The sequence below is a fragment of the Curtobacterium sp. MCBA15_001 genome, from assembly GCF_001864835.1.
GTDB lineage: Bacteria > Actinomycetota > Actinomycetes > Actinomycetales > Microbacteriaceae > Curtobacterium.
This window is the reverse complement of the sequence record NZ_MJGI01000025.1, coordinates 135,790-160,266: the sequence shown is the minus strand read 5'-3', so window position 1 is coordinate 160,266 and position 24,477 is coordinate 135,790. Positions and strand designations below refer to the sequence as shown.

The window sequence follows — 24,477 nt, the reverse complement described above, 5'->3', positions numbered from 1 at the left end:
TGGTGAGAACCAATCTCAGGAAGGGACACCATGACCGACTCGAACGACACCCCCACCCCGGACCAGGAACACCGCGTGGCCGAACACGACGTGCAGGAGCACGACCACGACGCAGCCGGGGACGAGCACGAGACCGTGCAGCACGGCGACCACGTCGACCACGTGCACGACGGGCACAAGCACGCACGCCACGGCGACCACTACGACGAGCACTAGACACCGGCGCCGCGACGAGCACCAGACACCGGCGCCGCGACGAGCACCAGACACCGGCGCCGCGACGCGTGCTCAGCACGCCGACCGCGCCCCGGGTCCGCCCCGGGGCGCGGTCCTCACGCCGCGATGAGCAGGTACCCGGCCAGGACGAACCCGCACACCGCGATGCCGATCCGCAGCGGCGTCTGCGGCACACGACGCGCGACCGAGGGCCCGATCAGTCCACCGACCACGGCCCCCACGCCGAGCGGCCACGCGAATGCCCAGACCACGGCCCCGGACACCGCGAAGAGCACGGCGGGCACGACGTCAGCGGCCAGCAGCAGCACGTTCTTGAGCGCGTTGGCACGGTGCAGCACCGGCTCCCCGTCGAGCAGCATCACCGCGATCATCAGCACGCCGGCCCCGGCGCCGAAGTACCCGTTGTAGAGCGACACGGCCGACACGCTCGCGGCAGCCGACGCCCGTCCCATCCGCGCTGCCCCACGGCGGCGGTCGATCCACGGCTGCACGAGCAGCAGCACCGAGCCGGTCGCGACCAGGAACGGCACGACGTCGTCGAACACGTGTGCCGGGGTGACGAGCAGCAGCAGGGCGCCCGCGGTCGAGACCCCCACCGTCAGCGGCGCCCATCGGCGCAGGGTCGGACCGTGCCCGACCAGGTCGCGCCGTCCACGCAGCGCGGAGCTCGCGCCGCTGCCGAGGAGCGCAACCGAGTTCGTCACGTTCGCGGCGAGCGGCGGCACTCCGACGGCGAGCAGCGCGGGGTAGGCCACGAGCGACGTGATGCCACCGGCGGTGCCGATGACCCCGGCGAGGGCGCCCGCCGCCAGCAGGAACAGGGCCGTCAGCACAGAGGCGATCCTGTCACGCCGCTGCGTCGAGCACACGAGCACGAGCGTCGGGAGACGAGCGGGCCGATCGCACCTGTCGCAGATGGGACGATGGACCCATGACCGCCACGCTCGTCGCCAAGGGCCTCGCCGGCGGCCACGCCGCACGCACGCTGTTCGACTCCCTCGACCTGACCGTCGCGCCCGGGGACGTGATCGGCGTCGTCGGGGTGAACGGCGCCGGCAAGTCCACGCTGCTGCGCCTGCTCGCCGGGGTCGACGAGCCGCTGGCGGGCACGGTGTCGCTCGCGCCGGCGGATGCCTTCGTGGGGTGGCTGCCGCAGGAGCACGAGCGCGTCGCGGGCGAGACCGTCGCCGGGTACCTGGCGCGCCGGACGGGCTGTGCCGACGCGACCGCCGAGATGGACACCGCCGCGGCCGCACTGGGCGACCCCGATGCCGGCGACGACGCTGCGGACCGCTACTCGACCGCGCTCGACCGATGGCTGGCCTCGGGTGCGGCCGACCTCGACGAGCGTGCGCCCGCGGTGCTCGCCGACCTGGGCCTGACCCTCGGGTCCGGCGCCGAGACGACCGGCACCGAGACGACCGGCACCGACACGACCGGCGCGGACGCCTCGGTCACCGCCGAGTCCCTGATGACCTCGCTCTCCGGCGGGCAGGCGGCACGCGTGGGCCTGGCGGCGCTCTTGCTGTCCCGCTTCGACATCGTCCTGCTCGACGAGCCCACGAACGACCTCGACCTGGACGGCCTGGCACGGCTCGAGACCTTCGTGCACGGGCTGCGTGGCGGTGCCGTGCTCGTCAGCCACGACCGGGAGTTCCTGGCACGGTCGGTCACCGCCGTCCTCGAGCTCGACCTGGCGCAGTCGTCGAACCGCTTGTTCGGCGGCGGCTACGAGGCGTACCTCGAGGAACGCGCGATCGCCCGGCAGCACAAGCGCGACGCGTACGACGAGTACGCGTCGACCAAGGCCGACCTGGTGTCGCGGGCACGGACCCAGCGCGATTGGTCGAGCCAGGGCGTGCGCAACGCGATGAAGAAGGCGCCCGACAACGACAAGATCCGCCGCAAGGCCGCGTCCGAGTCGAGCGAGAAGCAGGCGCAGAAGGTGCGGCAGATGGAGTCGCGCATCGCCCGGTTGGACGAGGTCGAGGAGCCCCGCAAGGAGTGGCAGCTCGAGTTCACCATCGGGCAGGCGCCGCGGTCCTCCGCCGTGGTCGCCACACTGTCCGACGCCACGTTCACACAGGGCGCCTTCACGCTCGGTCCGGTGTCCCTGCAGGTCGACGGCGGGGACCGGATCGGCATCACCGGCCCGAACGGCGCGGGCAAGTCGACGTTGCTGCGCGCCCTGCTCGGCACGCAGGCGCCGACCACCGGCACGGCAAGCCAGGGCTCGAGCGTCGCGGTCGGCGAGATCGACCAGGCCCGCGGCCGGTTCATCGGCACCGAGCCCCTCGCCGCGGTGTTCGAAGGTCTGGTCCCCGAGATGGCGACCGCCGAGGTCCGCACCCTGCTCGCGAAGTTCGGGCTCAAGGCGGACCACGTCGGCCGTCCCGCCGGCGAGCTCTCCCCCGGCGAACGCACCCGCGCCGGCCTGGCGTTGCTGCAGGCGCGCGGGGTCAACGTACTGGTCCTCGACGAGCCGACGAACCACCTCGACCTGGCCGCGATCGAGCAGCTCGAACAGGCGCTCGACTCGTACGACGGCACCCTGCTGCTCGTCACCCACGACCGCCGGATGCTCGAGACGGTCCGTCTGGACCGCCAGTGGCTGGTGCAGGCGGGGCGCGTCACCGAACGCTAGGACCACCGGACAGGAGGCCCGGGGCGGGCCCGCCCCGTGCCTCCCGTCCGGTCCTGCCTGCGTGAGGCCTCAGCGGACCGCGCCGATCCGGCGGCGGCCGTCAGGCGCGGCGGAGCAGCGTGGGAGCCTCCGACACACACAGGAGGCACCATGCTGCTCGAGGGCAAGACCATCGTCGTCACCGGCGGGAACAGCGGGATCGGGGAGCAGATCTGCCTCGCCGCCGCCGCGGAGGGCGCGAACATCGTCATCGACTACGTCGCCCACCCCGAGGCCACCGACGCGCTGATCGACCGCATCGAACAGGCCGGCGGGCACGCGGTCGGCGTGGACGCGGACATCACGAGCTCGGACGACCTGCACCGCATGGTGCAGAAGGCCGTGGACGCGTTCGGGTCGCTCGACGTCCTGGTGAACAACGCCGGCATCGAGGACCGCAAGTCCCTGCTCGAGGAGACCGAGGAGGGCTACGAGAAGGTCATGGCCGTCAACATGAAGAGCGCGTTCTTCGGCACCCAGGCGGCCGCCAAGCAGTTCATCGCGCAGGGGCACGGCGGGCTGGTGCTCAACATCTCGAGCGTGCACGAGGACTGGCCGATGCCGGGCAACCTGGCCTACTGCGTGTCGAAGGGCGGCATGCGGATGCTCGCACGCAGCGGCGGGGTCGAACTCGGGCCGCACGGGGTCCGCATCGTGAACATCGCCCCTGGTGCCGTCGACACGCCGATCAACACCGCGACGACGTCCGACCCCGAGAAGCTCAAGCAGCTCGATGCCGCGATCCCGCTCGGACGGCCGGCGAAGCCGCACGAGATCGCCGAGGTCGTCGTGTTCCTGGCCTCGGGCAAGGCGGCTTACATGACGAGCACCACCGTCACGATCGACGGCGGGATCTCCCAGGGCAGCGTCGGTCTCTGACGCCGTCCGCGCCGACGGATCGACACCGGACGGCGCGTCGAGCGTCTCGATCTGGTGGACTGGACGCGGAGAGGGGGCGACATGCGACGCACCACCTGGATCGTGGCCGGGGCAGCCGGACTCGTCGTGGCCGGCGTCGTCGGGGCGGTCGTCGCCGGGACCGCTGCGGGCCCGTCATCGACCGAGGCGGCCCCGACACGCTCGGCCAGCGCGCGACCGACGTCGACGCCGACCCCGAGCCTGGCAGCGGTGCCGCCCGCGCCGTCCGCCGATGCCCTCGCCGCGCTGCCGTTGGCCTACCACGACGGCGTCGTCCCGCAGCTGCTCGACGGCACGACGGTCCAGCCCGCGACGACGTGGGAGATCGCCACGCCGACCGCCCCGCTCGTGGCGCTCTACGCCAGCCCCGACGCCGCTGCGCCACCGGTCGCGACGCTGGCGAGCACCGTCTCGACCATCGACACGCCGGCGGCGACCGCGGTGTGGGGTCGCTCGGCCGGTGCCGACGGCGGGATGCTGCTCGTGTCGACGCCCGCGCGGAACCGCACGCCCGGCGACGGCGGCGATCCGACGGCACCGAGCGCCACGTTCGCCTGGGCCCGGGCGGCCGACTTCACGATCGCCCCGGCTGACCGGATGATCCGGGTCGACGTCGCCGCCGGCACGGTCTCCGTCGTCGGGCGCGACGGCTCGGTGTCCGCGACCGAGACGGCCCGGCTCGGCACGCCGGAGGACCCCACCCCCACTGCGACGGCGACGTACGTCGAGGCAGCCTACGTCGACACCCGGGTCGCGTACACGCAGGGCAACCCGATCATCCTGACGGGAGCGCACTCGTCGCGGATCCCGTCCTACGGCGGGAACGCGGCGCTCACCGCGCTGCACTACTACCCGGACCCGAACGGGAGCTCGCACGGCTGCGTCCGGATCTCCGCCGCGATGACGCAGACCCTGGCGACACTGCCGGTCGGGACCCCGATCCAGTTCACCTGACCGGGCGCAGCCCCAGCCGTTCGAGGACCTCGTCGGTCTCCTGCTCCGGCGTGCGGTCGGCGTCGACGGTGATGGACGCCTCGTCGGGCTGCGGCAGCTCGAGGGTCGTGAGCTGGGACGCCAGGAGCGACGTCGGCATGAAGTGTCCGGACCGGGCAGACATGCGCTCCTCGAGCAGCGCGGTGTCCCCGGCGACGTGCACGAAGACGACGCCCGGAGCACGCAGCACGTCGCGGTAGGACCGCTTCAGCGCCGAGCACGTCACGACACCGTTCGTGCCGTGCTGCAGGTGCTCGCGGATCCAGGTGGCGACGACGTCGAGCCACGGCCAGCGGTCGCCGTCGTCGAGCGGGGTGCCCGCCTGCATCTTGGCGACGTTGGCGGGCGGGTGCATCCCGTCGCCCTCGGCGAAGTCCCACCCCAGGCGTTCGGCGGTCATCGCGGCGACGGTGGACTTGCCCGAACCGGACACCCCCATCACGACGAGGACACGGGCGTCGAGGTCGCGTTCGTCAGGCCCGCTCATCGGTGCCGTGCTCATCGGATGAACACCCCCGCGAGCAGGACCCCGAGCAACCCGATAACCGAGATCAGGCACTCCAGCACCGTCCACGTCTTGAACGTCTGCCCGACGGTGGTGTTGAGGTAGCCCTTCACCAGCCAGAACCCGGCGTCGTTGACGTGCGACAGGAAGACCGACCCGGCACCGATCGCGAGCACGAGCAGCGACACCACCGGCGAGGACAGGTCCTGCGCGATCGGGGCCATGATGCCCGCGGCGGTGACCGTGGCGACCGTCGCGGACCCGGTGGCCACGCGCACGAGCGCCGAGACGACCCAGGCGACGAGCAGCACCGAGACGCCGGAGTCCTTCACGGCGTCGGCGATCACCCCGCCGATGCCGGTGTCGATGAGCACCTGCTTGAAGCCACCGCCGGCGCCGACGATGAGCAGCACGCCGGCCACCGGCGGCAGCGCGCTCTCGAGCGACTTGGCGACGGCCGATCGGTCCATGCCGCCGCCGATCGCGAAGAACACGATCGCGTACAGCGCGGCGATGCCGATCGCGATCATCGGCGTCCCGAGGAAGTCGAGCAGGCCGACCCAGGTGCCGGAGGCGTCGGGCACCGTGGCCTCGCGGATGGCCTGGGCGAGCATGAGCACCACGGGCAGCAGGATGCCGACCAGCGCGACCGTGAAGGACGGGCTGCGGGGTTCGCTGATGACGCGGGTGAAGTCGCTCTTGCCGTTGGGCAGGGACGCGGTGTCCTGCGTGGCGGGGCCGCGCCGGGCCTCCCGTCCGGCGTGCGCGGGGTCTGCCGGGCCGTCGTCGGCGGCCCGTCCGCGCGAGCCGAACAGGTCCGGTGCGGGGATGTCGACCCAGCGGGCCGCGAAGCGGGCGAAGACCGGGCCGGCCAGGATGATGACCGGGATCGCCAGCACGATGCCGAAGGCGAGCGTGGTGCCGAGGTTCGCGCCGACCGTGGCGATCGCGACGAGTGGTCCGGGGTGCGGCGGGACGAACGCGTGCATCGTGGACAGGCCGACCAGTGCGGGGACCGCGATCTTCATGATCGGGACGCTGCTGCGCTTGGCCACCAGCACGATGATCGGGATGAGCAGGACCAGGCCGACCTCGAAGAACATCGGCAGGCCGATCAGGGCGCCGATGAGCGCCATCGTCCAGGGCAGTGCAGCCGGGGACGACCGGCGGACCAGGGTGTCCACCACCCGGTCGGCCGCGCCGGAGTCGACGAGCATCTTGCCGAACATCGACCCGAGGCCGACCAGGATGCCGACGCTCGTCATTGTGGCGCCGAAGCCGTCCCCGAAGCTCGTCACCGCCTTCTCGGGTGCCAGACCCGCGCCGATGCCGACCCCGAGCGCACCGATCGTCAGCGCGATGAACGGGTGGATCTTCAGCCACGTGATCAGCACGATGATGACGACGACGCCGCTCAGCGCGGCGACCACCAGCTGTGGGACGGGACCGGCGGCCTTGACCGTCTCGGTCCCGGCGGCGAGGAGGGTGCCTCCGGCGTGCGGGATGCCGCTGGCGTTCGGGATGCCTCCGGCATCAGGGAGGTGAGGCATCGGTGCCCCTTCCTGGGACCGCTGCTCCGCGGTCCCCTCACGATCGTGCGCGGCGTCCGGACGACTCCGCAATAATCTGATTAATCAGACTACACGGCGGTGCGCCACCGGGTGCACCACGTGTCACGGCAGTCTGCCGCTGGAACGACTGACGCGTCACGCCGACGCCCGCCGGATGCTGCACGGAGGAACGATGCCCACGCCGACGACGCCCGTCCCGCCCGCTGCTCCCGACCGCGCGGCGCAGTCCGGGCTCCGAGGACTGCACGCGCACGTGCTGGACGTGCTCGGCGAGCGGATCGTCTCCGGCGCGGTGCCGCCCGGAGCCGTGCTGCGACCCGACGACGTCGCGGCGGAGTTCGGCGTGTCCCGGTCGGTCGTCCGCGAGGTGCTCCGCGTCCTGCAGTCCCTCGGGCTCGTCGAACCACGGCAGCGCGTCGGGACCCAGGTCCTGCCGACGACCTCGTGGGAGCTGCTCGCACCCGCGGTGATCCGATGGCGGGGCGGTGCTGGCACGTACTTCGCGCAGCAGCGGGAACTGCTGGAGCTCCGACTCGGCATCGAACCCGTCGCGGCCGGACTGGCCGCCGGCCGGGGCGGCGCCGCGACCACGCCCGTGCTCGACGCGGCGCTCGAGATGGTCGACGCCGCCCGACGCGGTGACGGACGCGCCTACCTGGAAGCCGACGTCCGCTTCCACCGGGCCGTGCTCGTCGGCTCCGGCAACGCCGTCTTCGCGCACTTCGCGGGCACCGTGGAGGCACTCCTGCGGACCCGGACGAGCGAGTCCCGCGACACGATCACCCGGTGGACGGACGCGGCAGCGGCCCGGCACGAGGCGGTCGGGCGGGCGCTGGCGGACGGGGACGCCGGGGCGGCGTCAGCGGCGGCGACGGCCCTGCTCGTGGTGACGCGCGACGAGTTCATCGCCGAGGCGCCCGAGGCCTGACGAGCCTCAGGCCCGCTGGGCGCCGCGTCGGGACCGGGATCCCTTGAGCCGCAGGCGCATCGTGACCGTGCCGAGCCACCGGTCGTACTTGTAGCCGACCTTGCCCATCCGGCCGATCTCCTCGAAGCCGAGCCGCTCGTGCAACCGGATCGAGGCGTCGGCGGACCGGTCGGCGATCACCGCGACGACCTCGCGCACCCCGGCGGCCCGGCACTCGTCGAGCAGCGCCTCCATCAGCGCGCGCCCGAGCCCCTTGCCGCCGGAGGCCGGCCCGAGGTAGATCGAGTTCTCCACCACGTGGTTCGACCGGTCGCGCGGGTTCCACGGGTCGACGAGCGCGTAGCCGAGCAGCTGCCCGGAGGGGTTCACCGCGACCAGGAACGGCAGCTTGCGGCGGCGGATCTCCTCGAAGCGCTTCTTCCACGCCGCGAAGGACAACACGGCGCCGTCGAAGGTCACCGAGGAGTTCCGGACGTAGTGCGCGTGCACCTCGCGGATGTCGGGCAGGTCCGCGGGTTCGGCGGGGCGGATCGTCCAGGTGAAGGCGGCCTCGACGGGCGCCGGGGGCCGCAGGTGGCGCGGCAAGATCCGTCGCTGGCGGTATTCCTCCTCGAGCACAGCACGAGCCTACGGGAGGCGCGTCAGGGCTGCGCGGGCAGGGTCCAGTCGACGGGGTCGGCACCCTGGGCGACGAGCAGCTCGTTCACCCGCGAGAACGGCCGGCTGCCGAAGAACCCGCGGGACGCACTGAGCGGGCTCGGGTGCGCCGAGGCGACGATCGGCGTGTCCCCGAGCAGGGGTTCCACGGAGCGGGCCTGCGCACCCCAGAGCACTGCGACCAGCGGCCGACCCCGGGCGACCAGGGCACGGACCGCCTGCTCGGTGACGCGCTCCCACCCCTTGCCACGGTGGCTGCCGGCGTCCCCCGGTGCGACGGTGAGGACCCGGTTCATCAGGAGCACTCCCTGCGACGCCCACGGACGCAGGTCTCCGTGCTCCGGTGGCGTGATGCCGAGGTCGTCGTGCAGCTCGCGGTAGACGTTCGCCAGGCTGCGCGGCACCGGGCGCACGTCGGGGTCGACCGCGAAGGACAGCCCGATCGGGTGCCCCGGCGTCGGGTACGGGTCCTGGCCGACGACCAGCACCTTCACCGCGTCGAACGGGTCCTCGAACGCCCGGAGGACCGCCGACCCGGCCGGCAGGTACGGGCGACCAGCCGCGGTCTCGTCACGCAGCCACTGGCCCATCCGGTGGACGTCGTCCTCGACCGGGGCGAGTGCGCGGGCCCATCCGGGATCGATGAGCTCGGCGAGGGGTGCCGGCTGCATCGTGGGGCTACGCGCCCATCGTGGCGACGGAGACCGACTCGTCGCCGGCGACCACGCGCCACACGCTGCCGGAGCCGCGGACCTCGAGGGCGCCCTCGCCGACGACCAGGGTGGTGTCCTCGTCGATCGCCAGGCCAGCGGGGACGAACTCGGCCTCGGCGCTGGCCACCAGTCGGGCGAGCGTGCCGGACTGCACCGCGTGCACGTCGATCGTCAGGTCGACCAGACCGAGTCCCTCGCGGAGCTCCACCTCGTCGAGCCCTTCGGACGCGTCCTCGGGGCAGACCTCGACACCGCCGACGCGCCAGCCGCCGACCAGGGCACGGTCCGCGGCGATCATCGCGCCGGCCGAGTAACCGAGGTAGGGCAGACCGTCGGAGACGAGCAACCGGATCTGGTCGACGAGCGGGGCGACCGCGTCGAGGTAGTCCGGGGTGCGTCCGCCACCGATGACGATCGCGTCGACGTCGCTGAGGACGGTCGTGGTGAACGGCTGCCCGGGCGCGACCTCGGTCACGAGCACGTCGGCCGCGTCGGCGAGCACCGCGGCGATGTCCGGCGTCGAAGCGGGCGAGGTGCCGTCCGCCCCGCTGACCGAGAGCACGCCGATCCGGGGCGCGTTGCGACCGACGGCAGCGGCGCGGGCCGTGGCCTCGGCGAGGAACCCGACAGCGGCGTCCGACGCGGCGAAGGCTCCGCCGCCGACCAGGTGGATGCTCACGACTCGGCCGTCACCGGTGCGAGGGCGCTCCACGGGAAGGTGATCCAGCCGTCGACGCGACGCCAGACGTGGTCCGGCTCGAGCACCGTGCCGGGCTTGGAGTACAGGCAGGCGCTCCGGACGTCGGCACCGGCCTGGGTGATGATGTCGACCACGAGCGCCAGGGTGCGCCCGGAGTCGGAGACGTCGTCGACGACGAGCACGCGCTTGCCGGCGAGGCTCGGGGCGTCCAGTGCGGGGGCGAGCACGACGGGTTCTTCGAGGCGCTGCTCGACGTCGGTGTAGAACTCGACGTTGATCGAGCCGCACTCCTTGGTGCCGAGGGCGTAGGCGACGGCCCCGGCGACGATCAGGCCACCGCGGGCGACGGCCACCACGACCTCGGGCTCGAAGCCGGCCGACAGGACGTCCTTCGCCAGCAGACGTGCCGCGTCACCGAACTCCAGCCACCCGAGCACCTCGGGTCCGCTGGTCACGGTGACGACAGCTGGCGACGGGGACTCGGCGGGTTCGCTGCTGATCGGCATCCGACCACGGTACCGGCACGCACGCCACCGCCGCGACCTGCAGTTGCCGCCCGGGCGCGTGCGCGCTCCGTGGACGCGCCCGGGTACACGCCCCGCGGACGCCCCCGCGTCAGGCCTGCGGGGTCAACGGCCCGCGGGCGAGCTTGTGCTGGGCCGACTGCGCCACCGGTCGGATGGTCACCAGGTCGAGGTTGACGTGGGCGGGCAGTTCGACGCTGTGCACGATCGCCTCGGCCACGTCCTCGGCACCGAGCGGGTCTTCGACGCCGTCGTAGACCGCTGCCGCCTTCGCGCTGTCGCCCCCGAACCGGTTCAGCGCGAACTCCTCGGTCTTGACCAGCCCCGGCGCGACCTCGACGACGCGGATCGGCTCGCCGTTCAGCTCGAGCCGGAGGGCACCGACGAGCGCGTGCTGCGCGGCCTTCGCGGCGTTGTACCCGCCGCCGTTCTCGTAGGACACGAACCCGGCCGTGCTGGTCACCGTCACGATGTCGGCGCTCCCCGACGTCCGCGCACCGTCGCGCAGCACCGGCAGCAGCGCCGCGGTGACCCGCTTGGTGCCGAGGACGTTCACCTCGAACATCGTGCGCCAGTCCTCGACGTCGGACTCCTCGACCGTGGCGGACCCGAGCGCGCCGCCGGCGTTGTTCACCAGCGCGTGCAGGCCCCCGGTCGCTGCGACGTGCGCGGCGAGCGCTGCGACGTCGTCGGCGTCGGTGACGTCCACCACCAGGGTGTCGGCGCCGGTCTCCGCGGCGAGCGCCTCGAGCCGGTCCGCGCGGCGGGCGACGGCCAGGACGTCCCATCCCCGTGCGCGGAACGTGCGGACGGTGGCCGCCCCGATCCCCGAGCTCGCTCCGGTGACGACGACGCGACGTGCCATGTGGTTCCTCCAACGCTCACGGGGCCGCACGGCAGCGCGGCTGTGGACCACGCTACCGAACCGGTCCGGTGCCGATCCGGTACCGTGACCGCGATGACGACGGACGCTGCGCCCCCGGTGCCCTCGACGCCGCACACCCGGCTCGAGCCGGGACGGACCCCCGTGCGGATCCCGATGTGGGACACCGCGCGGTTCCTCGCCGTGACGCTCGTGGTCATCGGGCACGCGATCCAGCGGCAGACGGCGGCGAGCGAGCACGCGCTGGCGCTGTACACGTTCATCTACGCGTTCCACATGCCCGCGTTCGGCGTCATCAGCGGGTACTTCTCGTCGGCGGACACCCCGACGGCGAAGCGGATGCGCCGGACGATCACGGACATCGTCGTGCCGTACATCATCATGCAGACGATCTGGACCGTGGTGCAGGCGATCGTCGAGGGCGGGAAGTCCTTCAACCCGACCCAGCCCACGTGGACACTGTGGTTCCTGCTGGCCCTCGGGATCTTCAAGCTGATCCTGCCGTACCTGGCGCAACTGCGGTGGCCGCTGTTCTGGGCCGTGGTGTTCAGCATCGGCGTCGGCTACTTCGACAACGTCGACTCGACGCTCTCGCTGTCGCGGGCGATCAGCCTGCTGCCGTTCTTCCTGCTCGGGTGGCAGGTCAAGCAGTGGGGGCTGTTCGACCGGTGGTACGAGGCCTCGCGGCAGACCGTCGTGCGGGTGCGGGTCGCTGCCGGTGCGGTGTTCGTGGCGTGGGCGGTGTCGTGCGCGCTGTGGATCCCGCAGTTCAAGCAGTTCGACCTGCACCACTGGTTCTTCTACGACGACTCGTACTCCGGCCTCGGCGAGGACGCCTGGTGGGCCGGTGCGGTCCGCTTCGGCCTGATGCTCCTGGCGACCCTGTTGACGGCGTCGTTCCTGCTGCTGGTTCCCCGCCGGAACGTGTGGATCACGCAGTTCGGCGCGGCGACGATGTACGTCTACCTGCTCCACACCTTCGTGCTCTACCCGATCCGGGAGTCCGGCGTGCTGGCCGGCCCGCACTCGGCGTGGCCGTTCGTGCTGCTCATGGTCGGCATCGCCTGCGCGGTCAGCCTGTTCCTGGCGCAGCCCTTCGTCCGTCGCGGCATGCGCTGGCTGCTCGAACCGAACGTACGGTGGCTGTTCCGGCGCGACCCCGCCTGACCTCGCGCCGTACGAGCGGACGGGAGGCCCGGCTCGGCCCCGCCACGCGCGTTACGTCAGGAGACGGGTGCGCTGGTGCGCGCCCGGCCACGTCCGTAGCGTGAGCCGCGACGCGCACGCGATCCGAGCCTCCCGGCCGGGACGAAGCTGACGGAACAGGAGCCGACATGACCGACAACGCCGCCGAGTGGCGCTTCGAGACCACGCAGATCCACGCCGGCGCCCAGCCGGACCCGACCACGGGCGCCCGTGCGACGCCGATCTACAAGACGACCTCCTACGTCTTCGCGAACTCCGACGAGGCCCGCGACCTGTTCGCCCTGGCGAAGCCGGGCAACATCTACTCGCGCATCATGAACCCGACGAACGACGTCCTCGAACAGCGCATCGCGGCGCTCGAGGGCGGCTCGGGCGCGCTGCTCGTGGCCAGCGGCCAGGCGGCGGAGACGTACGCGGTGCTCAACATCGCGCAGGCGGGCGACCACATCGTGTCCTCGTCGTCGATCTACGGCGGCACGTACAACCTGTTCAAGTACACGCTCGCCCGACTCGGCATCGAGACCACCTTCGTCGAGGACCAGGACGACCCCGAGGAGTGGCGCCGCGCCGTCCGCCCGAACACGAAGCTGTTCTTCGCCGAGACGATCGGCAACCCGAAGATCAACGTGCTCGACATCGCGGCCGTCGCGGACATCGCGCACACGGCCGGGGTCCCGCTCATCGTCGACAACACCATCGCGACGCCGTACCTGATCCGACCGTTCGAGCACGGCGCCGACATCGTGGTGCACTCGGCGACGAAGTTCCTCGGCGGCCACGGCACGGTCATCGGCGGCGTGATCGTCGACGGTGGCACCTTCCCGTGGTCCGAGCACCCGGAGAAGTTCCCCGAGTTCAACTCCCCCGACCCCTCGTACCACGGCGCCGTCTTCGCCGATGCCGTCGGCAACGCGCTGGCGTACATCATCAAGGCGCGGGTGCAGCTGCTGCGTGACCTCGGTGCGTCGAGCTCGCCGGACACCGCGTTCGCCCTGCTGCAGGGCATCGAGACGCTCTCGCTCCGGATGGAACGCCACGTGGCGAACGCCCAGGAGATCGCGGAGTGGCTCGACCAGCACCCGGACGTCGCCACGGTGGCGTACGCGGGGCTGCCGACCTCGCCCTGGTACGGCGCCGCCGGGCGGTACGCGCCGAAGGGCGTCGGCGCGGTGCTGTCCTTCGAGCTCAAGGGCGGGGTGGACGCGGGCCGGGCGCTCGTGGACAACCTGTCGCTGTTCTCGCACCTGGCCAACATCGGGGACGTGCGCTCGCTCGTGATCCACCCGGCGTCGACCACGCACTCGCAGCTCACGCCCGAGCAGCAGCTGACCACCGGGGTCACGCCGGGTCTGGTGCGCCTGTCGGTGGGGATCGAGAACGTCGAGGACCTCAAGGCCGACCTCGAGGCCGGGCTGGCCGCGGCGCGCGCCGTGTCGCAGGCGGGATTGCGCGCGTAGCACCCGGCTGGCCGGCGAGCGGGGCTGCGTGGCCGGGCGGGGCTGCGTGGTGCGCGCCCGCCTGCCTGCCGACGGGGACCGGCGTGCCGAGGCCGAGCTGGGCCTCCCATCCGGCTCCCACACACCGCGACCCGCACGACATGACCGACGTCGTACGACAGCGGCCTTGTCGTTCCGCGTCGGACACGCCCGCGGCCTGCCGCTCCGGCGACACGATCGACGTCGTACGACAGCGGCGATGTCGTACCCGACGGCCACGCGACGGACGGCACCGGCTTGCCGGAGCCGAGCCGGGCCTCCCGTCCGGCTCCCACACACCGCGACCCGCACGACATGACCGACGTCGTACGACAGCGGCCTTGTCGTTCCGCGTCAGACACGCCCGCAGCCTGCCGCCCCCGCGACACGATCGACGTCGTACGACAGCGGTCGTGTCGTTCCGCGTCGGACGCACGCACAACCCGCGGCAGGCCCACGTAACACGGCGGCGGCGGGGCCGCTCGTCCAGGAGAATGGACGGACCATGGACTGGCAGACGACCCCCGAGGACTCCGTGCCGTCCACCCTGGTGCCCGGCGCCGCCCTCGGCACGCTCGGCAAACCGCCCGTCACCGGAGCCTGGCGCCCAGGCGACCACCCCGGGGCCCGCCACTTCGTCACCCTCGGCGAGCAGCAGGTCCGCGGCGGAGTGCTGCCGAGCGTGCGCGTCGCCTACGAGACCTGGGGTGAGCTCAACCCCGCGCGCGACAACGCAGTCCTGGTCTTCCACGCGCTGACGGGCGACTCCCACGTGGCGGGCGAAGCCGGCCCGGGCCACCGCACGGCTGGGTGGTGGGGCGACGTCGTGGGCCCCGGCAAGGCGATCGACACCGACCGGTGGTTCGTCGTCGCGCCGAACATGCTCGGCGGGTGCCAGGGGTCGACCGGGCCCTCGTCGGTGTCGCCGGACGGCGTCGAGTGGGGGTCCCGGTTCCCGTTCCTGACCGTGCGCGACCAGGTGGCCGCGCAGCTCCGCCTCGCTGACGTGCTCGGGATCGACCGGTTCGCAGCCGTCGTGGGCGGGTCGATGGGCGGGATGCACGCCCTCGAGTTCGCGGCTTCGGCGCCGGCACGCGTCGAACGGCTCGCGGTGCTGGCCAGCACGGCGCAGACGACCGCCGACCAGATCGCGGCCAACTCGCTGCAGCGTGCCGCGATCCAGATGGACCCGGGCTTCGCAGGCGGCGACTACTACGAGGCCGAAGCCGGCGGCGGGCCGTCGCGCGGTCTGTCGCTCGCGCGACGGATGGCGATGATGACCTACCGCGCGTCCGACGAGCTCAACGGACGGTTCGACCGGTCGTGGCAGTCCGACGTGTCACCCCTCGGGGACGACGGGCGGTTCTCGGTGGAGAGCTACCTCGACTTCCACGGCAACAAGTTCACGCGCCGGTTCGACGCCTCGACGTACGTCATGCTGACGCACGCGATGGACTCGCACGACCTCGGTGCCGGGCGGGGTGGGGTCGCGGCCGCCCTCGGACGGATCACGGCGACGACGCTGGTCGTGGGGATCTCGAGCGACCGGCTGTTCCCGGTGGAGGACCAGCACCGGATCGCGGCCGGCATCCCGGGCGCGATCGACGGGGACCGCGCGGCGGTGATCGCGAGTGAGTACGGGCACGACGGCTTCCTCATCGAGCACGCGGCGGTCGGCGCGCACCTGCACCGACTGCTCGACTGACGCGCGCGCCCGGCCCGCGCACGCACCGTTTCCCTGTCGCCTGCGATAACAACTTCGTTGCCAAACCCAACGACCTGGCGTGCCGAACACCCCCCAGCGGGTGTCCCCCGTGGAATGATGGTTCCAGTACCCGGTCCCGATCGACGCTCGCGTTTCCCAACCGCTCGCGAGCTGGTCACCGCCGGGCACGACAGCACCGCGTGGCGACGACGGCACGTGGACCCCGACCGACACCCAGGACGCAGCAGGACACCGATGGAACTCCTCGCACAGGAACGTGACCGGCTCCTCCGGTCGACGACCCGTGTCGTCGGCGTCATCTGCACCCTCGTCAGCCTGGTCAGCGTCGTCTGCTCGCTCGCGGTCCCGACCGGGCCCCTGGTCGCCGGGCTGGGCTGCATCGCGGTGATGATCGCCGCCCTCTGCGTCTTCGGGTGGAACGGTGCCGTCTGGTGGACCGCAGCGACCCAGGTCTCCGGCCTCGCCGCGATGTGGATCCTGATCTCCTCCGCTGCCCCCGATGCCCGGGGTGTCGTCGCGAGCGGCCTGGTGCCCCTCGCCGCCGGGGGCCTGTCGTCGATGCTCATGGCGCAGCGCGGACACCTCGTCGGCCTCGGCCTGACGGTCCTCGGCGGCGTCGCGTCGTTGGCGATCATGGTCCACGCCACCGGCTCCGTGTTCAGCATCTCGGTCGGCGGCACGGCGCTCGGCTGGGTGCTCACCGCCGTCGTCGCGTACTGGATCTCGCGCAGCATCCCCCGCGTCGCCCGCCGCATCTACAGCATCGGCACCGCCCACCGCGCCGAACGCCAGGCGAGCGAGACCGAGGCCCAGCGCCGCCAGGGTGCACGGCTGCTCCACGACACCGTCCTCGCGACGCTGACACTGCTGGCACACTCCGGCGTGGGCGTCTCGGAGCAGGCGATGCGGGAACAGGCCGCCGAGGACGCCCGCCTGCTCCGCCACCTCCGCCTCGGAGCGACGCCCCAGCCGCAGCAGTCCGGCGACTACTCCCTGACGCGCACCGAGGAGTCGCCGCTCGGCCAGACCCTCGAGTCCGTCAAGCAGCGCTTCGGCCGCATGGGCCTCGAGGTCAGCTGGCACGGCACCGGCCAGGTCCTGCTGCCGTCCCACGTCCTCGACGCGTTCCTGCTGGCCCTCGCCGAGTGCCTCGAGAACGTCCGTCGCCACGCCGGCGTCGCCGAGGCGCACGTCACGATCGTCCACGACAACGACATGGTGCGCGCGATGGTCACCGACTCCGGCGTCGGGTTCGAGATCGGCGCCATCGACGAGGAACGCCTCGGCTTCAAGGAGAGCGTCGTCAACCGCCTGCGCGAGGTCGGCGGCGACGCCCGCCTGTTCTCCGCGCCGGGCTCCGGCACCACGGTCGTCCTGGAGGCACCCCGATGAGCCGCGTCCCCGAGGACACCATCAGCCGCGGCCTGCCCGGCGAGGCACCCCAGCCCGCTCCGCGGACCCGCCGGGAGGCCCGGGAACGCTACCGGGGCACGGAACGTCGACAGGCGCGCGGCCTCCCCTCCACCTCCACCGGTGCACGTTCGCTGCGGCAGGCAGCGAAGCCCGGTGCGTCGCTCGGCGCCGGGCACCTCGGCCTCGGCGCCGCCATCCTCACCGCGGTCGAGGCCGTCGCGGGCATCGCCTTCTTCCTGACCCGCTGGAACGACTTCTCGATGCCGTGGCTGCCCGCCGCCGCGTGGATCCTCTTCGTCATCGCCGCCGTCGGGGTCGCGCTCAGCGTCATGACCTACGGCGAACGCCTGACCGGTGTCGCCTTCGTGCTCATCTGCGTCGTGCTCGCCTGCGTCGTCACGCTCGACTTCATCGGCATCTGGCCCGAGCACGACCTGGCGCACACCGCCAGTGCCTCGGTCGCGGCCGGCTTCGCGCTGCTGCCCGTCGCCACGCTCCGGCCGACGCGCGAGGTCGCCGCCGCCATCACCGTGCTCGGCGTCGCCTTCGTCGGGATGTCGATCGCGTCGACACCGATCACGACGGACACCATCCCCGGTCTGTTCTCGCTGCTGGCCCTGGTCGTCGTCCCGCCGTCCGTGGCGATCTTCGTCACCCACCGCTTCCGGCAGCTCGTCCAGCGCGAACTCGACCGGGTGCTCGTGCAGTCGAACGTCACCGCGCCGCAGTTCGCGGTCGGGATGCTGGCCTCGGACGAGCTCGCCCGCCTCGACCTGGCCGCCGAGAAGCTGCTCGACGCCGTCGCGAACGGCACGGACCCGCTGCCCCTGTCCGACGCGTCCTCCTCGGTCGCCGCGTCGCTCGCCACCGAACTCCGCCTGCACCTCATCGAGGGCCGTCGTGAGACCTGGCTGTACCACGCGATCACCGAGTCCGACCACCTGGGCCGTGCCGTCAGCGTCGCCGACCCCGGTTCGCTCGCCGGACACCTCTCCCCCGCGCAGCGCGACGGCCTGCTGCAGGCGCTGTGGCAGATGGTCGGCGACGGTCGCGGCCTCCAGCCCGGCGTGCCCGTGGTCTCCGTCACGCTCGGCCCCGTCGGCAGCGACGGCCACCCGGTGACCGACGACACGATGGACGTCCCGATCGTGATCGAGTCGCGCGGGGTGCCCCGCCGTCGCCTCGGTCCGGCCGCGTGGAGCGGTCTCGCCCGGATCGGTCCCTACACCGACACGATGCGGGACGGCGCCGTGCACATCCACGCGCACTGCGTCGTGAACCGGCACCCCCAGATGTGACGTGTCCCGGCGCGCTTGCCGGACACCCCTGACAGCCTGCGCCTCCCGAGTGCGCCCGCCACCTAGGCTCGGCCACGCAGACCACGAGAAAGGACGCCAGCATGGCGACTCCCGAGCAACCGATCCGACTGGCCCTGGTCGACGACCACAAGATGCTCCTCGGCGCGCTCACCGAGTGGATCCGTGGCGCCGCCGACGACATCACGCTCGTCGCGGCCGTGACGACCTGGCCCGAGCTCCTGACGAGCCCGGCGTTCCCGGTCGACGTCGTGCTGCTGGACCTGGACCTCAAGGACTCGATCCCGGTCTCGCTGAAGATCTCCACGCTGAAGACGGCCGGCGTCAAGACCGTCGTCATGAGCACCTACTCCGAGCCGAACGTCGTCCGCGAGGCCCTCGGCTCCGGAGCGCTGGGGTACCTGGTCAAGAGCGAGGACGCCGAGATGATCGTCGAGGCGATCCGCTCCGCCCAGCGCGGCGAGCAGTACGTCTCCGCCGAGCTCGACCTCGCCATCAACAGCGGCGACGTGGGCGGGGTGCCGAAGCTCAGCGCGCAGGAGCGCCGGGTGATGGCGCTCTACGGCGGCGGCGAGCCCGTCAAGAGCGTGGCGTACCAGCTCGGCATCTCCGAGGAGACCGCCAAGAGCTACCTCAAGCGCATCCGCGAGAAGTACCGCGTCGCCGGGTTCGACGTCGGCACGAAGGTCGCCCTGCGCAAGCGCGCCATCACCGACGGCATCATCTTCGAGGACGGCAGCCCGCACGGCCTCTGAGCCCTCGGGACGAGCCAAGCACACCGCCTCGTACCGCCCCGCAGCCCGCGGTGTGGGGCGGTGCCGCGTTCTGGGGGCCGCTCCCGCGTCCCGACCCGCCCTACGATCGTGTGGTGTCCGACCCGATCGCCGCCGACCTTGGTCGCCGTCGACCACGCCACCGCCGGAATGCGCTGCCTGACGCTGGCCCCGAGCGCGACCGACGTCATCCTGTGCTGACGGTCCTGGCCCTCCTGGTGTACGCACTCGTGCTCGTCGGGATCGTCTCCTGTGTCGCGACGGCGATCTCGGCACGGTCGGCGCTGGCCGAGCCGGTGCACTGGGGCACCTTCCGACTGACGCAGCTGTCCTGCTACCAGACCCGGTACGGCGAGCGCTGCGACCCGATCGGCACGTGGACGGCCGACGACCGTGGGTTGGTGCTGCACGACGTCCTGCTCGACGACGGTGGCCTCGACCGGCAGGACGTGCCGACCGGACCGCAGCGTGCCGGCTACCGTGACTGGGACGCGGACGAGACCGGCGTGCCGGACAGCGTCTACGACCCGTCGACGGTGGACGACGCGTGGACCGGTTGGGCGGTGTGCGCGCCGATCCTGCTGGCCTTGGGCGTGATGCTGGCGGCGAAGTGGGGCGACCTCGACCGACTGTGGCAGTACCGCCAGCGCCGCCGCGCGCAGGCGTCCGTCAGACCGTCGGCACCGGGGCCGTGATCGGACCGGTCGACGGCTGGCGGCTCCGCACGGCGGCGCGCTGGGTCGACCGACGCTCGACGCCGTAGCTGACCGCGGTCATCAGCACGCCGAGCAGCGCCAGGACGATGCCGAGCCACCCCGGTGCGCGGAACCCGAAGCCGGCGGCGATGACCGCTCCGCCCAGCGCGGCTCCGAGGGAGTTGCCGATGTTGAACGCGGAGTGGTTCAGGGCCGCGGCGATCGTCCGGGCGTCCCCGGCCATGTCCATCAGGCGGGACTGCACGGCCGGCGGGATCGCGGACGAAGTCGCGCCGAGCAGGAAGGCGCCGACGAACACGCCGACGGTCCACTGCGCGGTGAGCACCAGGAACACGAGCGCTCCGATCAGCGCGAACATGCCGATGTAGATGGTGCGCTTGACGCTGTGGTCGGCCAGGTGCCCGCCGAGCACCCCGCCGACGACCATGCCGAGGCCGACCACGACGAGCACGAGCGGGACGGCCCCCTCGGGCAGCCCGGTCACGTTCGTGACGAGCGGCGAGATGTACGAGTAGACGGCGAAGAACCCGCCGAAGCCGACGGCACCGAGCCCCATCACGAGCCAGACCTGCGGCACGCGGAACGCCCGGAGCTCACGGCCGATGGACGCGGACTCGTCGCGGGCGGAGCGCGGGACGAACGCGGCGACGGCCAGGAACGTGGCGACGAACAGCACGGCCACGACGCCGTAGGCAACACGCCACCCGGCGTTCTGCCCGATCCACGTGATCGCGGGGACCCCGACGACGTTGGCGATCGACAGGCCGAGCATCACCATCGCGATGCCCCGCCCGCGCTTGCCGGCACCCATGATGTCGCCGGCGACGATGGAGGCGATCCCGAAGTACGCGCCGTGCGGCAGCCCGGCCACGAAGCGCGCGAGGAACACGAGCCCGAACGAGGGCAGGACGGCGCTGGCGACCGTGGCGACGACGAAGCCGATCAGCAGCACCAGGAGCAGGCCCTTGCGGGGGAACCGTGCACTCATCGCGGCGATGGTCGGTGCGCCCACGACGACCCCGAGGGCGTAGGCGCTGACGAGCCAGCCGGCGTGGGCGATCCCGGCGTCCGGGTCGGCGGCGTACTGCGCCGGGAGCAGTGCCTGCGCGATGTTCGGCAGCAGGCCCATCGCGACGAACTCGGTCGACCCGATGGCGAACCCACCGAGCGCGAGGGCGGAGATGGCGAGCGCGCGACGCGCCGGCGAGAGCTGGGGCATGGACCTGGTCTCCGGACGTGGACGGGTGAGGTGCCTCGTCAGTGTAGACCGCTCCAACACCCCGACGGAAGCGCCGGACGAATCGATTCGACCGTGGGGCCCGCACCAGCCGCCGCACAACCAGCAGCGCGACGGTGCAGCCGCGACGGCTCAGGCGGCGCGACGCTCCGTGGCAGCAGGCCGTGCAGCGGCGGACGCAGCCGCCGGCACCCGGACGTCGTCACGGTGCACCCACCCGGCGCCGCACTCGGTGCAGGTCGCCCACGCGGTGTCCGACGCGTCGTCGCGGTCGACGACGACCGTCTGGCTGTCGCAGTCGTCACACCAACCGTCGTGCAGTCCGTCGTGCAGCATGCCTGACTCCTCGTCCACCGACGGCACCGGGTGTGTCCGCCTGCAGCAATGAGACACCTCGCCACCGACATCCCGAGCGACGCCGACGGCGTGTCGACCAGGACTCAGGAAGCTCGCTCGATCGCGGCCTCGAGCCGCTCGACCTTGCCGTCCAGTTCCCCGGTGCGACCCGGTCGGATGTCGGCCTTGAGCACGAGCGAGACGCGGGTGCCGAACGCTCCGGCGGCCTCGGTGGCGCGCTTGACGACGTCCATCACCTCGTCCCACTCCCCCTCGACCTCGGTGAACATCGACGAGGTCCGGTTCGGCAGACCGGACTCGCGGACGACCCGCACCGCGGCGGCGACGGCGTCGTGCACGGAGCCGTCGGGCTGGTCGGCGGGACCACCGGACGGAGCGACGGAGAAGGCGACGATCATGCGTCCATCCTGCCCCGCGGCGGCTCCGCCCGACCAGGGTCTGCACCGGTGCGACCGAGGGCTGCGCCGGAGCGACCCGACGACGACGCATCCCCGGCCCGCCGCGCGGCGAGGCCGAGGCGCACGAGGACGACGAGCGCCCACACCAGCAAGGCGACCTCGAGCGCGTTCCGCAGCGTCAGCACCATCAGGATCCACGGCTGCACGGTGAGCACCTGGTCGTAGTACGCGGGGTAGATCACCTGCGTCAGCAGCGCCATCGGTACGGCGGCCACGGCGACCGGCAGGAAGCGTCGAGCGCTCGTGCGACCCGCGACCAGCCCCCACACGACCGGCACCGCGAACCACCCGACGTACTGCGGCGACCCGACCTTGTTCGTCGCGATGAGCGCCGCCACGAGCACCAGGGCCAGCACCGGGGCCACCTCCACCCGGCGAGCGCCCCGCCCGACCCCCCAGGCAGCCAGGGCGAGACCACCGAGCACCACGGCTGCCATCAGCGGGGTGGAGACGGCCGCGGCGAGGTGCGTGCCCGAGCCGGACACCTCGAAGGTCAGGATCTCCCGGTCGTAGTACACCGCCGCCCCGGGGACGTGTGCGGCCGCGGCCCACATGAACGGCGTCGCGAGGGGCGACTCGATCTGCAGCGCCCGCCCCGACTGCTGCCCGATGAAGGAGAGCAGGTGGGCCGCGCCGCCGAACAGCACGTCGACGAGCACCACCAGCGCGGTGACGACGACTGCGCCGGCGAGCACGCCGCGGCGGCGGCCGCGCCGCAGGACCAGGAGCACGCCGACCAGGGCGGCCGGCCAGACCTTGACCCACGCGGCGACCGTGAACACCGCGGACGCGACCGCTGGCCGGGCGGCGACGAACGCCACCCCGACCAGGGCAACCGCGGTCGCGACGGTGTCGATCCGTCCGAGGCCGATCGGCCCGAGGGCCAGCAGGAAGCCGAGCCACCACCACACGACACGGACGCCGAACGCGCGGAACCGCCACAGGAACGCGCAGGCGACGGCGTCGAGCACGACCATCAGGCCGAGCCAACCGGCACCGATGTGCGCGGTACCGACGACGGCGGCGAGCGCCATGGGCACGATCGCCAGGATCGGGTAGACCCAGTCCGTGTCGGTGCCGACCCAGACGTGCTGGGTGAGGCCGGTCTCGATCCAGCGTCGGTAGGTGATCTCCACGTCGCCGATCGGCAGGTTGGGGACGACGAACGACAGCCACCACAGGAACGCGTGGACGGCCGCGAACGCGGCCACGAAGCCGAGGAGGCCGAACCGACGGGACCGCTGCACCGGACGAGCGTACCGGCCGACCATGGGACGGACTGGAGGCACGGTGCCAGCTGGCGCCGTGCCTCCCGTCCGTCGACGTGGCCGCGTCAGGGCTGCGGCTGGCCCTCGGAGGCCGACCAGATGCGCACCCAGTCGATCTCGAGGTTCCCGGGTGCTCCGCCGTTGCCGATCTGGAACATGTAGCGGTGCGCGGTGGTCGGGACGAACTCGGTGTCCGCGAAGACGAGCTTGCCGTCGACGTAGTACTTGACCGAGTCGCCGGGCACCCAGACCGTCGTGTAGGTGTGCCACCTGCGCCACGTGGCGGTCGTGTGCAGGCCGTTCTGCTGGCGTTCGTGCCCGGGGACCATCGCGTGGCTGAACGCGCCGACGGTGCCCTGGAAGGTGCCCTCGGGGAAGTCGAGCTCCCCCTCGGACCAGACGTTCGAGGTCGGCCAGAGCATGAAGGCAGCGCCGTTGTCGTCGCCGCCCGTCGCCCGTGCCCGCACGCTGAAGGTCCCGCCGACGTGCATCCACGCTCCCTGCGGCGTGCCGAAGGTCCCGGCGGCGCCACGCGCACCGTCCATCGCGACGTCCATGATGCCGTCATGGGCGCTGATGACCTCGCCCGACCAGTACTTGTCGCTCATGCCGTCCGGGTAGGGCTGCCAGGCGTCGGCGTAGGTGGCCGCGAACTGCCCGCCCGCGGCGGCGTCGGTGTCGAAGTCCTCGGAGAACGACGGCGGTGTGGTCGCGGCGGGGAGTGTCGGGACCGGTGACGGTGCGGCGGCCGTCGGCGACGGCGACGGGCGGACGCCGATGGCCGGACGGGCGTCCGCGGTCGAGACGGACCCGAGGGTGACGCCGGCGGCGACGACCGCCACGAAGACGAGCAGGAACCGCGAGACGCGCAGGGGTCGTCGCGGTGCCCGAGGGGTGGGGTGACCGTCGCCGTCGACGGTGTGGTGTGCATCCTGCATGATGAGTGGTTCGCTTCCCGAGGGCGGACCCTGACCCGTGGTGCGAGCCGTTGTCGTCCCTCGGGACCTGTCTAACCGTCCGGGCGGACTCCCACGACGGACCGCCACCCCGGTGGCGGGATCGATGCGGGCTCCCGCGACGGATGCGTGTTCCCGCTCCCGGTGACCGGAGCGTGACCTGCGGGCCGTGCGGGTTCCCGCCACGCAGGTGCGTCGCCGGTCAGGCCGGTGCGTCGCGTCAGGCGGGTGCCTCGCCGGTCAGGCCGGTGCGTCACCGGTCGG

25 protein-coding genes are annotated in these 24,477 nt (G+C 72.4%); 12 read left to right on the top strand and 13 right to left on the bottom strand.

Annotation, left to right across the window (positions count from 1 at the left end):
• Positions 1-30 precede the first annotated feature (30 nt).
• A complete protein-coding gene (locus tag BIU90_RS12735) occupies positions 31-216 on the top strand; it encodes a zinc transporter permease (protein ID WP_071300587.1) in 186 nt (61 codons plus the stop codon).
• A gap of 116 nt (positions 217-332) precedes the next feature.
• Here BIU90_RS12735 and BIU90_RS12730 read toward each other — a convergent pair whose 3' ends face one another.
• Positions 333-1,070 (bottom strand): sulfite exporter TauE/SafE family protein, encoded by a 738-nt coding sequence (locus BIU90_RS12730; protein WP_071300586.1) that lies wholly within the window; start codon positions 1,068-1,070, stop codon positions 333-335.
• Positions 1,071-1,168: 98 nt separating this feature from the next.
• Between BIU90_RS12730 and BIU90_RS12725 the strand changes: the two genes are divergently transcribed.
• The 3 genes from BIU90_RS12725 to BIU90_RS12715 all read left to right on the top strand — a co-directional run bounded on the left by BIU90_RS12725 (position 1,169) and on the right by BIU90_RS12715 (position 4,792).
• Positions 1,169-2,881: an ABC-F family ATP-binding cassette domain-containing protein gene (locus tag BIU90_RS12725; protein ID WP_071300585.1), complete on the top strand. Its 1,713-nt coding sequence runs from the start codon at positions 1,169-1,171 to the stop codon at positions 2,879-2,881.
• Positions 2,882-3,031: 150 nt separating this feature from the next.
• Complete coding sequence (locus BIU90_RS12720; protein ID WP_071300584.1) at positions 3,032-3,799, top strand: SDR family NAD(P)-dependent oxidoreductase; 768 nt, start codon at positions 3,032-3,034, stop codon at positions 3,797-3,799.
• 81 nt (positions 3,800-3,880) lie between these two features.
• Positions 3,881-4,792 (top strand): L,D-transpeptidase, encoded by a 912-nt coding sequence (locus BIU90_RS12715; protein ID WP_071300583.1) that lies wholly within the window; start codon positions 3,881-3,883, stop codon positions 4,790-4,792.
• Here BIU90_RS12715 and BIU90_RS12710 read toward each other — a convergent pair.
• Positions 4,785-5,318 carry a gluconokinase gene (locus BIU90_RS12710; protein WP_217640925.1) on the bottom strand — a complete coding sequence of 178 codons (534 nt, stop codon included), beginning with the start codon at positions 5,316-5,318 and terminating at the stop codon, positions 4,785-4,787. The genes BIU90_RS12715 and BIU90_RS12710 overlap by 8 nt on opposite strands.
• 11 nt (positions 5,319-5,329) lie before the next feature.
• Positions 5,330-6,886, bottom strand: a complete 1,557-nt coding sequence (locus BIU90_RS12705) for a GntP family permease (RefSeq protein ID WP_254787045.1) — start codon at positions 6,884-6,886, stop codon at positions 5,330-5,332.
• A gap of 193 nt (positions 6,887-7,079) precedes the next feature.
• Between BIU90_RS12705 and BIU90_RS12700 the strand changes: the two genes are divergently transcribed.
• Positions 7,080-7,835 carry a FadR/GntR family transcriptional regulator gene (locus BIU90_RS12700; RefSeq protein ID WP_071301010.1) on the top strand — a complete coding sequence of 252 codons (756 nt, stop codon included), beginning with the start codon at positions 7,080-7,082 and terminating at the stop codon, positions 7,833-7,835.
• A 6-nt stretch (positions 7,836-7,841) separates the two neighbouring features.
• On the opposite strand, the gene BIU90_RS12695 is transcribed toward BIU90_RS12700, so the two are convergent.
• From BIU90_RS12695 to BIU90_RS12675, 5 genes are all read right to left on the bottom strand, one after another.
• Entirely contained in the window at positions 7,842-8,453 is a 612-nt protein-coding gene (locus BIU90_RS12695; protein ID WP_071300581.1) for a GNAT family N-acetyltransferase, read from the bottom strand.
• Positions 8,454-8,476: 23 nt separating this feature from the next.
• Positions 8,477-9,163 (bottom strand): uracil-DNA glycosylase, encoded by a 687-nt coding sequence (locus BIU90_RS12690; protein WP_071300580.1) that lies wholly within the window; start codon positions 9,161-9,163, stop codon positions 8,477-8,479.
• A 7-nt stretch (positions 9,164-9,170) separates the two neighbouring features.
• A complete protein-coding gene (locus BIU90_RS12685; protein ID WP_071300579.1) occupies positions 9,171-9,884 on the bottom strand; it encodes a Type 1 glutamine amidotransferase-like domain-containing protein in 714 nt (237 codons plus the stop codon).
• The gene (locus BIU90_RS12680; protein ID WP_175470212.1) at positions 9,881-10,411 is read right to left on the bottom strand and encodes a phosphoribosyltransferase; all 531 of its coding nucleotides are present in this window, start codon (positions 10,409-10,411) and stop codon (positions 9,881-9,883) included. Before BIU90_RS12680 ends, BIU90_RS12685 begins: the two co-directional genes overlap by 4 nt.
• Positions 10,412-10,520: 109 nt before the next feature.
• Positions 10,521-11,294 carry an SDR family oxidoreductase gene (locus BIU90_RS12675; protein WP_071300578.1) on the bottom strand — a complete coding sequence of 258 codons (774 nt, stop codon included), beginning with the start codon at positions 11,292-11,294 and terminating at the stop codon, positions 10,521-10,523.
• 93 nt (positions 11,295-11,387) lie between these two features.
• On the opposite strand from BIU90_RS12675, the gene BIU90_RS12670 reads away from it, so the two are divergent.
• From BIU90_RS12670 to BIU90_RS12640, 7 genes are all read left to right on the top strand, one after another.
• Positions 11,388-12,479, top strand: a complete 1,092-nt coding sequence (locus tag BIU90_RS12670) for an acyltransferase family protein (RefSeq protein WP_071301008.1) — start codon at positions 11,388-11,390, stop codon at positions 12,477-12,479.
• A gap of 167 nt (positions 12,480-12,646) precedes the next feature.
• Positions 12,647-13,975, top strand: a complete 1,329-nt coding sequence (locus BIU90_RS12665) for a bifunctional o-acetylhomoserine/o-acetylserine sulfhydrylase (RefSeq protein ID WP_071300577.1) — start codon at positions 12,647-12,649, stop codon at positions 13,973-13,975.
• A 523-nt stretch (positions 13,976-14,498) separates the two neighbouring features.
• Complete coding sequence (locus BIU90_RS12660) at positions 14,499-15,698, top strand: homoserine O-acetyltransferase (RefSeq protein ID WP_071300576.1); 1,200 nt, start codon at positions 14,499-14,501, stop codon at positions 15,696-15,698.
• A gap of 255 nt (positions 15,699-15,953) precedes the next feature.
• Positions 15,954-17,111 (top strand): sensor histidine kinase, encoded by a 1,158-nt coding sequence (locus BIU90_RS12655; protein WP_071300575.1) that lies wholly within the window; start codon positions 15,954-15,956, stop codon positions 17,109-17,111.
• Positions 17,108-18,430, top strand: coding sequence for a hypothetical protein (locus tag BIU90_RS12650; RefSeq protein WP_083403942.1), 1,323 nt, complete (start codon positions 17,108-17,110; stop codon positions 18,428-18,430). The genes BIU90_RS12655 and BIU90_RS12650 overlap by 4 nt, the downstream gene beginning before the upstream one ends.
• Before the next feature lie 101 nt (positions 18,431-18,531).
• Positions 18,532-19,203, top strand: coding sequence for a response regulator transcription factor (locus BIU90_RS12645; RefSeq protein WP_071300574.1), 672 nt, complete (start codon positions 18,532-18,534; stop codon positions 19,201-19,203).
• Between the two features lie 113 nt (positions 19,204-19,316).
• Positions 19,317-19,916, top strand: coding sequence for a hypothetical protein (locus BIU90_RS12640; protein ID WP_217640924.1), 600 nt, complete (start codon positions 19,317-19,319; stop codon positions 19,914-19,916).
• Here BIU90_RS12640 and BIU90_RS12635 read toward each other — a convergent pair.
• The 5 genes from BIU90_RS12635 to BIU90_RS12615 form a co-directional block, all read right to left on the bottom strand.
• Positions 19,891-21,156 carry an MFS transporter gene (locus BIU90_RS12635; RefSeq protein ID WP_071300572.1) on the bottom strand — a complete coding sequence of 422 codons (1,266 nt, stop codon included), beginning with the start codon at positions 21,154-21,156 and terminating at the stop codon, positions 19,891-19,893. The genes BIU90_RS12640 and BIU90_RS12635 overlap by 26 nt on opposite strands.
• Positions 21,157-21,306: 150 nt before the next feature.
• Positions 21,307-21,510, bottom strand: a complete 204-nt coding sequence (locus BIU90_RS12630) for a hypothetical protein (protein WP_139195264.1) — start codon at positions 21,508-21,510, stop codon at positions 21,307-21,309.
• Positions 21,511-21,614: 104 nt separating this feature from the next.
• Complete coding sequence (locus BIU90_RS12625; RefSeq protein ID WP_071300570.1) at positions 21,615-21,929, bottom strand: thiamine-binding protein; 315 nt, start codon at positions 21,927-21,929, stop codon at positions 21,615-21,617.
• On the bottom strand, positions 21,926-23,236 hold the full coding sequence (locus tag BIU90_RS12620; RefSeq protein ID WP_175470211.1) for a glycosyltransferase 87 family protein: 1,311 nt from the start codon (positions 23,234-23,236) through the stop codon (positions 21,926-21,928). The genes BIU90_RS12625 and BIU90_RS12620 overlap by 4 nt, the downstream gene beginning before the upstream one ends.
• Before the next feature lie 86 nt (positions 23,237-23,322).
• On the bottom strand, positions 23,323-24,195 hold the full coding sequence (locus BIU90_RS12615) for a glycoside hydrolase family 16 protein (RefSeq protein ID WP_071300568.1): 873 nt from the start codon (positions 24,193-24,195) through the stop codon (positions 23,323-23,325).
• Positions 24,196-24,477: the final 282 nt, after the last annotated feature.

Coding starts and splice junctions, on each gene's coding strand:
- BIU90_RS12735 (WP_071300587.1), top strand. CDS start 31: ATGACCGACTCGAACGACACCCCCACCCCGGACCAGGAACACCGCGTG.
- BIU90_RS12725 (WP_071300585.1), top strand. CDS start 1,169: ATGACCGCCACGCTCGTCGCCAAGGGCCTCGCCGGCGGCCACGCCGCA.
- BIU90_RS12720 (WP_071300584.1), top strand. CDS start 3,032: ATGCTGCTCGAGGGCAAGACCATCGTCGTCACCGGCGGGAACAGCGGG.
- BIU90_RS12715 (WP_071300583.1), top strand. CDS start 3,881: ATGCGACGCACCACCTGGATCGTGGCCGGGGCAGCCGGACTCGTCGTG.
- BIU90_RS12710 (WP_217640925.1), bottom strand. CDS start 5,318: ATGAGCGGGCCTGACGAACGCGACCTCGACGCCCGTGTCCTCGTCGTG.
- BIU90_RS12705 (WP_254787045.1), bottom strand. CDS start 6,886: ATGCCTCACCTCCCTGATGCCGGAGGCATCCCGAACGCCAGCGGCATC.
- BIU90_RS12700 (WP_071301010.1), top strand. CDS start 7,080: ATGCCCACGCCGACGACGCCCGTCCCGCCCGCTGCTCCCGACCGCGCG.
- BIU90_RS12690 (WP_071300580.1), bottom strand. CDS start 9,163: ATGCAGCCGGCACCCCTCGCCGAGCTCATCGATCCCGGATGGGCCCGC.
- BIU90_RS12680 (WP_175470212.1), bottom strand. CDS start 10,411: ATGCCGATCAGCAGCGAACCCGCCGAGTCCCCGTCGCCAGCTGTCGTC.
- BIU90_RS12675 (WP_071300578.1), bottom strand. CDS start 11,294: ATGGCACGTCGCGTCGTCGTCACCGGAGCGAGCTCGGGGATCGGGGCG.
- BIU90_RS12670 (WP_071301008.1), top strand. CDS start 11,388: ATGACGACGGACGCTGCGCCCCCGGTGCCCTCGACGCCGCACACCCGG.
- BIU90_RS12665 (WP_071300577.1), top strand. CDS start 12,647: ATGACCGACAACGCCGCCGAGTGGCGCTTCGAGACCACGCAGATCCAC.
- BIU90_RS12660 (WP_071300576.1), top strand. CDS start 14,499: ATGGACTGGCAGACGACCCCCGAGGACTCCGTGCCGTCCACCCTGGTG.
- BIU90_RS12655 (WP_071300575.1), top strand. CDS start 15,954: ATGGAACTCCTCGCACAGGAACGTGACCGGCTCCTCCGGTCGACGACC.
- BIU90_RS12650 (WP_083403942.1), top strand. CDS start 17,108: ATGAGCCGCGTCCCCGAGGACACCATCAGCCGCGGCCTGCCCGGCGAG.
- BIU90_RS12645 (WP_071300574.1), top strand. CDS start 18,532: ATGGCGACTCCCGAGCAACCGATCCGACTGGCCCTGGTCGACGACCAC.
- BIU90_RS12635 (WP_071300572.1), bottom strand. CDS start 21,156: ATGCCCCAGCTCTCGCCGGCGCGTCGCGCGCTCGCCATCTCCGCCCTC.
- BIU90_RS12630 (WP_139195264.1), bottom strand. CDS start 21,510: ATGCTGCACGACGGACTGCACGACGGTTGGTGTGACGACTGCGACAGC.
- BIU90_RS12625 (WP_071300570.1), bottom strand. CDS start 21,929: ATGATCGTCGCCTTCTCCGTCGCTCCGTCCGGTGGTCCCGCCGACCAG.
- BIU90_RS12615 (WP_071300568.1), bottom strand. CDS start 24,195: ATGCAGGATGCACACCACACCGTCGACGGCGACGGTCACCCCACCCCT.